Source organism: Streptomyces amakusaensis (assembly GCF_039532665.1).
Classification (GTDB): Bacteria; Actinomycetota; Actinomycetes; order Streptomycetales; family Streptomycetaceae; genus Streptomyces; species Streptomyces amakusaensis.
Genome location: NZ_BAAASB010000050.1, coordinates 1 through 11,350, shown reverse-complemented (window position 1 = coordinate 11,350; position 11,350 = coordinate 1). Strand labels below are relative to the sequence as shown.

3 protein-coding genes are annotated in these 11,350 nt (G+C 75.7%); 1 reads left to right on the top strand and 2 read right to left on the bottom strand.

What is annotated here, in order from left to right; translation table 11 throughout:
• Positions 1–2,910: type I polyketide synthase (locus ABD371_RS35480; RefSeq protein WP_344486815.1), on the top strand; the 2,910-nt coding region annotated here is incomplete at its 5' end.
• Between the two features lie 353 nt (positions 2,911–3,263).
• Here the strand turns inward: ABD371_RS35480 and ABD371_RS35475 are convergent.
• Together ABD371_RS35475 and ABD371_RS35470 are read right to left on the bottom strand one after the other, a co-directional pair.
• A complete protein-coding gene (locus tag ABD371_RS35475; RefSeq protein WP_344486812.1) occupies positions 3,264–9,836 on the bottom strand; it encodes a type I polyketide synthase in 6,573 nt (2,190 codons plus the stop codon).
• Between the two features lie 82 nt (positions 9,837–9,918).
• Positions 9,919–11,350, bottom strand: a 1,432-nt coding sequence (locus tag ABD371_RS35470; RefSeq protein ID WP_344486809.1) for a phosphopantetheine-binding protein, incomplete at its 5' end; no start/stop codon positions are given.

Below are 11,350 nucleotides of genomic sequence, written 5' to 3'. Positions count from 1 at the left end.
ACCCCCATCAACCTCACCACCCTCCACCCCCACACCCCACCCCCCCACACCCCCACACCCCTCCCCACCTACGCCTTCCAACACCACCGCCACTGGCTCGAAGGCAGCACCGAGGCTGCGGACGCCTCCGGCCTCGGTCTCACCGCTCCCGGCCACCCCCTCCTCGGGGCCACCGTGCGCCTCGCCGACCGTGACGCGTACCTCCTCACCGGCCGGATCTCCCGCCGCACCCACCCCTGGCTGACCGACCACGCCGTCCACGGCACCGTGCTGCTGCCCGGCACCGCACTGCTCGACCTGGTCCTCAAGGCGGGCGAACAGGTCGGCCTCGACCTGGTCGAAGACCTCACCCTGACCGCGCCCCTGGTGCTGGACGAGCGCACCGAGACCCGCGTCCAGGTGGTGGTCGACGAGCCCGACGACTCCGGAGCCAGGCCGGTCTCCGTGTACGCCGCCGCGGGCGACGGGGACAGCGACGGCGAGGACCGGTGGACCCGCCACGCACAGGGCACACTCGCCCCCGGACTCGCCCCCGCCGACCGCTTCCTCGTCTGGCCCCCGCCGGGCGCGGAGGAGATCGACCTCGACGGGGCCTACGAACGGCTCGCCGGGGCCGGCTACGGCTACGGGCCCGCCTTCCAGGGACTGGGCCGCGTCTGGAAGCGCGAGGACGAGCTGTACGCCGAAGTCACCCTCGGCGAGGGACAGACCGCCGGCACGGCGGGCTTCGGCATCCACCCCGCCCTGCTGGACGCCGCGCTCCACCCGCTGCTCCCCGGAGTGGCCGAGGCCGAAGGCCAGTCCTGGCTGCCCTTCATCTGGTCCGAGGTCAGCCTCCACGCGACCGGGGCGACCGCCCTGCGCGTACGACTCTCCACGACCGCGCGAGAAGGCGACGCACTCCAGGTCGCCGTCTCCGCCGCCGACGGCGCGGGCACCCCCGTGGCCGCCGGATCGCTGTCGCTGCGCCCCCTCACCAAGGAGGCGCTGCGCGCCGCGAGCACCCCGGTCGACGGTCTCCTCCAGGTCGGATGGACCCCGCTGGAGGAGACCGTCGCCCCGCGCCCCGTCCCGTACGCGGTGCTCGGCCACGGCCCGCTCGACCTCGGGCCCGACGCCGTCCGCCACCCGGACCCGGCCGCGCTCCACGCGGCCGGCCCGCCGCCCGCCGCCGTGCTGCTGCCGCTGGCCGCCCCCGCCGACCCGGCCGACCGCATCCCGCTGCCCGAGAGCGCCCACAGCGCCGCGCTCACCGCGCTGGCCGCAATCAGGGCCTGGCTGGAGGACGAGCGGACGGCCGACTCCCGGCTCGTCGTCGTGACCCGCCGCGCGGTCGCGGTGGGCGGCGAGGACGTCACCGGACTGGCACACGCCGGAGTCTGGGGCCTCGTCCGGTCCGCCCAGACCGAGAACCCCGGGCGGTTCACCCTGCTGGACCTGGAGGACGGCGACGACGCCCTTCCCGCACCGCTGCTCGCCGCCGCCCTCGCGAGCGACGAGCCGCAGCTCGCCGTGCGCGCCGGGGCGCTCATGACGCCCAGGCTGGCCCGGGTCTCCACCGGACCGGCGGCGGACGGCCCCCGCTGGGACGGCGGCACGGTGCTGATCACCGGCGCGACCGGCGCGCTCGGCGGCGTACTCGCCCGGCATCTGGTGACCGGGCACGGGGCCAGGAGACTGCTGCTGCTCAGCCGGCGCGGGGAAGCCGCGCCCGGAGCGCCCGAACTCGCCGCCGAACTGGAGGAGCTGGGCGCACAGGCCGTCTTCGCCGCCTGCGACGCGAGCGACCGCGAGGCCCTCGCCGCGGTGCTCAAGGCGATCCCCGAAGAGCACCCGCTGACCGCGATCGTGCACACGGCGGGCGTCCTCGACGACGGCGTCGCCGCCCGGATGACCCCCGAGCAGCTCGAGAAGGTGCTCCGCCCCAAGGTGGACGCCGCCTGGAATCTGCACGAACTGACCCAGGACCTGGAGCTGACCGCCTTCGTCCTCTACTCCTCGGTGGCCGGTCTGCTCGGCACGGCGGGCCAGGCCAACTACGCGGCGGGCAACACCTTCCTGGACGCCCTCGCCGGACACCGGCGATCCCGGGGCCTGCCCGGCCTCTCGCTCGCCTGGGGCCTGTGGAGCGGCGCGGACACCATGGCGGGCGCGCTCCAGGAGACCGATCTGCGGCGGCTGGCCAAGACCGGTCTGCTTCCGCTCCCCTCCGCCGAGGCCATGGCCCTCTTCGACGCGGCGGGCGGCGCGGACACCGCCGTCCTCGCGGTCACCCGGCTCAACGCCGCCGCCCTGCGCGCCGGCGGCGAAGGCCTCCAGCCCATCCTGCGCGGGCTGGCCGGACCCCCCGCCCGCCGGGTCCTGGCCGCCGCCGGCGCCGGCGCGGCGGCCGACATACCGCTCGGCGAACGGCTCGCGACCCTCGGCCCGGAGGAGCGCGACCACTTCCTGGTCGATCTCGTCCGCACCCATGTCGCCGGAGTCCTCGGCCACTCCACCCCGGGCGGCATCACCGCCGACCGCGCCTTCCAGGAGCTGGGCTTCGACTCCCTCACCGCCGTCGAGCTGCGCAACCAGCTGAACCGCGCGACCGGGCTCCGCCTCCCCACCACGCTGATCTTCGACCATCCCTCGCCCGCCGCGCTCGCCGCACACCTCCGGGACGAACTGGTCGTCGGCGAGGCCTCGCCCACCGACACCGTCCTCGCCCAGCTCGCCGATCTCACCGGCCGGCTCACCGCGGCGACGGACACCCCGGAGACCAGGAAGCTCGTCTCCGGGCGGCTGCGGGAACTCCTCAAGTCGGTGGACACGGCCGGCACCGGCCCCGCCGGGGACGGCGAGGGGGAGACGGAACTCGACGGCGCGAGCGACGAGGAACTCTTCGCCCTCTTCGACGAACTGGACTGAGCCCCGCCCGAACGGACGCAGGAGGGCCTGCCGCCACGGCGACACCGTGGCGGCAGGCCCTCCGGCCTGTCCGGACACCCGTGGACCCGCCCGGCGCGGCGAGCGGCCCGGGGTCCGTCAACGCGGTCGTACCCCGCCGGGAGACCGGCAGAGGAGTGCCGCCCGGTGCGGGAACCTCCGTGCGCCGGGTGACGAAGGCGTGCTCCGATCCGGACCCGGACCCGGACCGCCGACTCCCCGGGAAGCCGTTCCCGTCCGAGGCGATCGCCCGGGAGACGGCCGTCTCCGTACGCGAGAACGGCCGGCCGCGTCGATCGCGGCCGGCCGTTCGCCGGGCTGGTGGAGGAAAGGAATCAGGTCCGGGGCGCGGCCTCGCCCGCGGGCGGGAAGTAGCCCACCCGTACGAAGAAGTCGACGTACTTGGCGAAGAGCTTCCCGTCCATGGCGGGGCAGACCGGCCCGCTGCCCTTGAGGAGGTCCTCGGTGTCCGTGACGTCGAATTCCGGATAGAAGCGGGAGCTGTCGGAGGCCATCGCCTCGAAGGCGGCCATGAGCGGATTGATCGGGTTCTCCGGATTCGCCTCGACCTCCCGCCGCCACTCCTCCCAGGGCCTCTCCGGGAGGGAGTACCCGGCGGAGCGCAGATGGGCCAGGAACGCGGGGAATTCGAGGCTGTCGCGGTTGGAGATGTGGAAGGTCCGGCCCGTCGCCTCGGGCCGCAGGGACAGGGCGAGGATCGCGCCGCTCACATGGTCGACGGGCACGGCGTGGACCGAGCCGGCGAGCCCCTCGGGGACGGATCCGGCCTCCAGGAGCCCCTTGAGGCTGAGCCAGACGAAGTCCTGGGTCTGGCAGGCCCCGCCGCGCTGGTCGCCGGAGATGACGTCGACGCGGTAGACGGAGACCGGCAGTCCGCGCTCCCGGGCGAGGTCGATCAGGCGCTCGGCCACCCACTTGCTCTGGACGTACCCCGTCGGCAGGGACTCCGGCGGACCGGTCGGGTCGTCCGTCCGGACCGGTTCGCCCTCGACGACGGGGCCGGGGAAGACGCCGACGCTGGAGACGTGGTGGACGGGGACCGTACGGTGGCGGGCGGCGAGCCGCAGGATCTCCTCGGTGCCGCCGACATTGGCCGCCCGCAGCTCGCCGTAGGGACGGAGCCAGTGGACCGTCGCACCGGCGTGGTAGACCGCGTCGGCCGACCGCGACAGCGCGTCGAAGGACTCCTCGGTCAGCCCCAGCCGGGGCCGCTCCAGATCGCCGAGGACGATCCGCAGCCGGGCCGGGTCGATCTCGTCCCAGATGCCGTACCACTCCAGATTCGACCGGATCCGGCCAAGAGCCTGGTCCGCGCTCGTACCGCGGACCAGGCAGTGCACGGCCGCGCGCGTCGTCGTCATCAGATCGCGCAGCAGAAAGGCCCCGAGGAAGCCGGTCGCGCCGGTGAGCAGGACCGCCGAGGGGTCCGTCACCGCCTCGGTCACCTCGGCCGCCGGGCGGACGTCGTCGCCGAGGCGCACCTCGGCCGCGAAGTCCACGAAGAGCCCGGGCGCGGCGACGGGCGCGCCCGAGACCAGCACCTCGCGCAGATACCCGGCGAGCGCGGCGGGCGTCGGGTGGTCGAAGACCAGGGTGGCGGGGAGCCGTGTGCCGGCCGCGCCGCTCAGCCGGTTGCGCAGCTCGACGGAGGTGAGGGAGTCGAAGCCGACCGAGCGGAAGGGCTGGTCGGCGGCGACCGTCCCGCCGCCGGTGTCCCGGTGGCCGAGGACGACGGCCGTCTCGGAGCGCACCAGCGCGAGCACGGCCTCGTACTGCCCGCCCTCGTCCAGCCCGGCGAGCCGCTCGGCGAGCGAACCGCCCGCGCCGCCCGCCTCGTTGTCGGCGGCGGGCCGGGCGGGCGTGCCCACCAGGCCGGTGAGGACCAGGGGGCCGCGCGCCGCGTTCTCGCGCAGCGCGTCGGTGTCGATGGGGGTCACGACGAGCGCGGCCCCGCCGGTGGCCAGCGCCCGGTCCATGAGGGCCGGTCCCGTGCGCTCCTCGACCGGGCGCAGCCCGGTGCGGGCGATCCGCTGGAAGTCGGCCCGGTCCAGGTGCTTGCTGAGACCGGTGGGCTGGTCCCAGAGGCCCCAGGCGAGGGAGGCGGCGGCCAGCCCCTGGCGGCGGCGGTGGTGGGCGAGGGCGTCGAGGAAGGCGTTGGCGGCGGCGTAGTTGCCCTGGGCCGGGCCGCCGAGGGTGGCGGCGGCCGAGGAGAAGAGGACGAAGGCGGTGAGGGGGAGGTCCCGGGTGAGCTGGTGGAGATGCCACGCGCCGTCGGCCTTGGCGGCGAGGACGGGGCGCAGCCGCTCGGGGGTGAGGGTCCCGATGAGGGTGTCGTCGGTGACGCCGGCCGCGTGGATGACCCCGGTGAGGGGCCGGTCGGCGGGGATGTCCCCGAGGAGACGGGCCAGCTGACCGCGGTCGGTGGTGTCGCAGGCGGTGACGGCGACGGTCGCGCCGAGTCCGGTGAGCCGGTCGTGGAGTTCCCGCGCGCCGGGCGCGTCGGGTCCCTTGCGGCTGGTGAGGACGAGGTGGGTGACGCCGTGCCGGGTGATGAGGTGCTCGGCGAAGAGCGCGCCGAGCGCGCCGGTGCCGCCGGTGATCAGCACGGTGCCCGAGGGGTCCCACACCGTACCCGGGTCCGCGTCCGCACCCGGGTCCGCCAGGGCCCTCGTCAGCCTCGGCACGGATGCCTCCCCGGCGCGCAGCCGGAGTTCGGGCTCGCCCGAGAGCAGGGCCGCGCCGAGCGCCGCCCGGGACTCCGCCCGGCCGTCGGTGTCGATCAGGGTGATCCGCCGGGGGGCCTCCGCCTGCGCCGAGCGGACCAGTCCGTGCACGGTCGCGGCCCCGAGGTCCGGCGCCTCGCCGCCCGAGCGGCCCGAGCGGCCCGATCCCGCGGACCCCGCCGAGCCGCCCTGGGTCAGCAGCACCAGCCGGGTGCCGTCCAGGGCGTCCTCGGCCAGCCACTCCTTGAGCAGTTCCAGCGCCCGCAGGGCGTCCCGGTGCGCGGCGACCGCCCCGACCTCGGTCCCCGGCGTCCACGGAACGGCGACCGCGTCGAGGCTCCGGCCGGCCGCCACCGCCTCCCGTACCGAGGCCACCGTGGCGAAGGGCTCCGCGCCGGGCGGGGCCTGCTCGACACCCTCCGCGCCGAGCACCCCCCAGCGCAGCGGCCCGCGCGGGGCGGTGAGGGAGAGGGGCCGCTGCTCCACGGCGAACAGGGAGCCGCCGGGCTCCGCGCCGTCGCCGATCTCCCCCTCGCCGGGCACCCGGAACTCCAGCGATCCGACGGAGGCCACCGGCCGGCCCGACCGGTCGGCCAGCAGCACCCGGACGGTGTTCTCGCCGGTACGGGTGAGCCGCACCCGCAGCGCCGTCGCGCCGGTCGCGTGCAGCCGTACGTCCTCGCACCGGCCGACCACGGGGGCCGTGCCGCCGTCCGGGAGGAACGGATCCCCGGCCAGCAGCGCCGCGCTCAGCGCGGTCTCCAGGAGCGCCGGGTCGAGACCGAAGCCCCGGGCGGCGCTTCCGGTCTCCTCGTCCCCGCGCACCTCGGCGAAGATCTCGTCGCCGCGCCGCCACAGGGCGCTCACTCCGCGCAGCCCGGGGCCGTAGGACAGTCCGGCGTCCGTCAGCCGCTCCCGGCCCGCTGCGAGGTCGATCTCGTCCGCGTCGGCCGGGGGCCACGGCGTCAGCTCGAAGGGCTCGTCCGGCCCGGAGAAGCTCACCACGCCCTCGGCGCACAGCCGCCAGGGGGCGGCCTCGGGACGCGGGGTGCGCGGACGGGCGTGGACGGTGATCCTGCGCCGGTGGGGCCGGTCGCCGGGTGTCACGGCGGTCTGGAGCTGGAGGGCGGTGCCGGGGGTGAGGGGCAGCGGGGTGAGGGTCAGTTCGTCCAGCCGGGTGCAGCCCAGTTCGTCGCCCGCGCGGATCGCGGTCTCGATGAGGGCCGAGGCCGGCAGGAGAGGGCTGTCGCGGTGGGTGTACCGGGTGAGCCAGGGGTGCTGTTCGGGCACCGCCCGCCCCGCGAAGAGACGGGTGTCCGGGTCGGCGACGGGCACCGAGGCCCCGAGCAGCGGGTGTTCGGTCGGGGTGAGCCCCCAGGCGGCGGGGTCGGTCGCGGTGTGGTCCGCGTCCAGCCAGTAGCGCCGGTGCTGGAAGGCGTAGGTGGGCAGCGGCACCGCCGAAGCCCCGGGGAGGAGCGCCGTGAGGTCGATTCCCGCGCCCCGCAGACTCAGCTGGGTGAGCGCGGCGACGGCCGTGACGGTCTCGGGGCGCTTCGGGCGCAGCAGCGGCAGCAGGGTGGCCGGCCGCTGGTCCAGACCGTGTTCGGCGAGGGTCGTGAGGGTGCCGTCGGGCCCGCTCTCCAGGTACTCGGTGACCCCCTGCTCCGCCAGATGCCGGAGCCCGTCGTGGAAGCGGACGGCCCCGCGCAGCTGGCGCACCCAGTAGTCGGCGGTGCGGAGGTCCGTGCCCTCGGCGGGGCGGCCGGTGAGGTTGGAGACGACCGGAATACGGGGCGGGTGGTAGGTGAGCCCCTCGGCCACGGCGCGGAACTCTTCGAGGATCCCGTCCATGTGGGGCGAGTGGAAGGCGTGGCTGACGGGAAGCCGCTTGGCCCGGTGGCCCTCGGCGCGCAGCCGTTCGGCGACGCTCTCGACGACGTCCGCGTCGCCGGAGATCACCGTGGATCGGGGGCCGTTGACGGTGGCCACGGTCACGGTCGCGGGGTCGAGACCGGCGAGCAGGGCCAGCGCCTCCTCCTCGGAGACCTGGAGCGCCGCCATCGCGCCGTGGTCGGGGGCCGACTGCATCAGCCGGGCGCGGTGGGCGACCAGGGTGCAGGCGTCGGGGAGGTCGAGCACCCCGGCGAGATGGGCGGCGGTGATCTCGCCGATGGAGTGGCCCAGGAAGTGATCGGCGCTCAGCCCGCGGTGCTCGGCCAGCCGGTAGAGGGCCGTGCCGAGGGCGAAGAGCGCGGGCTGGGTGTACTCGGTGCGGTGCAGCAGGGCGGCGAGCGGCGAGTCCCCGTCCGCGAACATGACCTGGAGCAGCGGGTGTTCCAGATGCGGATCGAGATGGACGGCCGCCTCGTCGAGGGCGCGGGCGAAGACCGGCTCGGCCGCGTACAGCTCACGCCCCGTGCCGGGGCGCTGGCTGCCCTGCCCGGTGAAGAGCACGGCGGTGCCGCCCCGGGGGGTGCGCTCGGGGCGGAGCACGGCGGGGGTCGTCTCGTCCCGGGCGAGCGCTTCGAGCGCTTCGAGCAGTTCGTCCCGTGTCGAGCCGACGACGGCGGCCCGGTGGTCGAGTGCGGTACGGGTGGTCAGCAGGGAGAGGGCGACATCGGCGGGCGACAGCTCGGGGCGGCGGCGCAGATGGTCCAGCAGCCGCCGGGCCTGGGCGCTCAGCCCCTCGGGGGTCTTCGCCGAGAGCACCCAGGGCACCGCGCCCCGGGCCTCCCCGGCCTCCCCGGAAGGCTGTTCCGTCGAAACCGGGACGGGCGCGGGCGCCGGGGCGGGGGCCTGCTCCAGCACCACATGCGCGTTGGTGCCGCTCACCCCGAACGCCGAGACGGCGGCGCGGCGCGGCCGGTCCGTCTCCGGCCAGGGCCGCTCGTCGGTGAGGAGTTCGACCGCCCCCGCGTTCCAGTCGACATGCGGGGTCGGTTCGCTGACGTGCAGCGTTCTGGGCAGGGTGCCGTGCCGCATCGCCTGCACCATCTTGATGACGCCGCCGATGCCCGCCGCCGCGACCGTGTGGCCGATGTTGGACTTGAGCGAGCCGAGGTAGAGCGGCCGGTCGGCGGGCCGGTTCTGGCCGTACGTGGCGATCAGCGCCTGCGCCTCGATCGGGTCGCCGAGCGGGGTGCCGGTGCCGTGCGCCTCGACCGCGTCCACGTCGGAGGTGTGCAGCCCGGCGTTGGCGAGCGCCTGCCGGATGACGCGCTCCTGGGCGGGCCCGTTGGGCGCGGTCAGCCCGTTGGACGCGCCGTCCTGGTTGACGGCGGAGCCCCGGATCACGGCGAGCACCCGGTGCCCGTTGCGCCGCGCGTCGGAGAGCCGCTCCAGCAGGACCAGCCCCACGCCCTCGGCCCACGCCGTGCCGTCCGCCCCGGCCGAGAAGGACTTGATGCGCCCGTCGGCGGCGAGACCCCGCTGCCGGGAGAAGTCCACGAATCCGCCGGGGTCCCCGTTCACCGTCGCCCCGCCGGCCAGCGCCAGCGCCGATTCGCCCGAGCGCACCGACTGGACCGCCAGATGCAGCGCCACCAGCGAGGAGGAGCAGGCGGTGTCCAGCGAGACCGCCGGACCCTCCAGCCCCAGGGCGTAGGCGATACGCCCCGAGGCGACGCTGCTCAGCTTGCTGGTCATGAGGTAACCCTCGAACTCCTCGGGCGCGTTCAGCCCGAGATAGCTCTCCTCCACGACCCCGACGAACACCCCCGTACGGCTGCCGCGCAGCGCGTGGACGTCCAGCCCGGCCTGCTCGACGGTCTCCCACGCGGTCTCCAGCAGGACGCGCTGCTGGGGGTCCATCGACAGGGCCTCGCGCGGCGAGATGCCGAAGAACTCCGCGTCGAACAGGGCCGCCCCGTCGAGGAAGCCCCCCTCCCGGGTGTAGGACCGGCCGGCCTTCCCGGGCTCCGGGTCGTAGAGCCCCTGGTCCCACCCCCGGTCGGCGGGCCAGCCGGAGATCGCGTCCCGCCCGTCGGACACCAGCTCCCACAGATCGTCGGGAGACTCCACCCCACCGGGGAAGCGGCAGGCCGCGCCCACGATCGCGACCGGCTCCACGGCCCCGGACTCCAGCTCCTCCAGCCGCTGACGCGACTTCTGGAGATCGGCCGTCACCCGCTTCAGGTATTCGACGAGCTTCTCTTCGTTGGACATGTGTGTGACACCCGTATCTGTTGGACGACGGCGACGGCGACGGCGGCGGTGGGGCGGGGCTGATCGGTGACGGTGGAGGCGATCAGCCCGCCGTCGGGCCGAACTGGTTGTCGATGAAGGCGAAGAGGTCGTCGGCGGTCGAGGCGTCATCGAGCGCGTCCGCGCCCTCGCCTCCCCGGGGCTCCGCCGTCCCGTTCAGCCGGGACAGCAGCGCGCGCAGCCGCGCGGTGACGGCCGGCCGGTCCCCGTCGTCCTCGGACGCCAGGGCGAGCGCCGCCTCCAGCCGGTCCAGTTCCTGGAGCGGCGACTGCGGGGCGGCGGCGGCCGGGCCCGGCGCGATCAGGGTGAGGAGATGGCCGGTGACGGCGGCGGGGCTGGGGTGGTCGAAGACCAGCGTGGCCGGCAGGGCGAGCCCCACCGCCTGCCCCAGCCGGTTGCGCAGATCGACCGCCGTCAGCGAGGTCAGACCGAGCTCCTGGAAGGAGCGGTCGTCCTCCATCGAGTCGGCGTCGGCGTGGCCGAGCACGGCCGCCGCCACCGCGCGCACGATGTCGAGCACGGCCTCGTGCCGCTCCGTCCCGTCCATGACGGCCAGCCGCTCCGCGAGCGGTCGCGGCGCGCCCTCCGCCGCGCCGGCCCGCCGCCGGGCGGTCGGGGCGGCGGCGCTCCTCGGCTCCCTGGGCGCGCTCTCGTCCGTCGGCGCGTCCGGAACATCGCGGAAGGTCACGGACTCGACGGTGGCCACCAGACCGCCCGACTCGTCGGTCAGACGGATCGACACCGCGTTCGCGCCGGCGCTCGCCACCTGGGCCCGCACGGCCCGCGCGCCGGCCGCCAGCAGCCGTACCCCGCGCCATGCGACGGGCACGGCGGTGTGCCCGGGCGCGGCATCGGCCGCCTGGCCGAGGAGTACGGCGTCCCAGAGCGCCGGGTGCAGTCCGTAGCCCTCGGCGTCCCGGGCCTCCCGCTCGGGCAGCCACACCTCGTACGAACCGCCGCTCGCGCCCGCCCGGTCGGCCGCCGCGTCGCTGGGGGCCTTCGAGCTGAGATGTCCCTCGGCGCAGAGCGCCCAGGGCGCGTCGTCCCCGGCGGAGTGCGGACGCGCGTGGATGGTGACGCGGTGCCGGTGCTCCTGCTCGGTGGGCTCGACGGTGGTCTGGAGCTGTACGGGCACGAGGGGCGGCGGGGTGAGGGTCAGCTCCTCCAGCAGGGTGGAGCCGAGTTCGTCGCCCGCCCGGATCGCGGTCTCCACCAGCGCCGAAGCGGGGAAGAGGCCGGAACTCCCGTCGATCCAGGGGTGGTTCCCGGGGCTGACGCGATGGGTGAAGTGCCGGGCCTCGCTCCCCTGGAGGGGGAGCGCCGCGCCGAGCAGCGGGTGGCCGGTGGGGGTGAGTCCCCAGACGGCGGCGTCGGCGGTGGGCTGCCCGGCGTCGAGCCAGTGGCGGTGGTGTTGGAAGGCGTAGGTGGGGAGGGGTGTGGGGGTGTGGGGGGGTGGGGTGTGGGGGTGGAGGGTG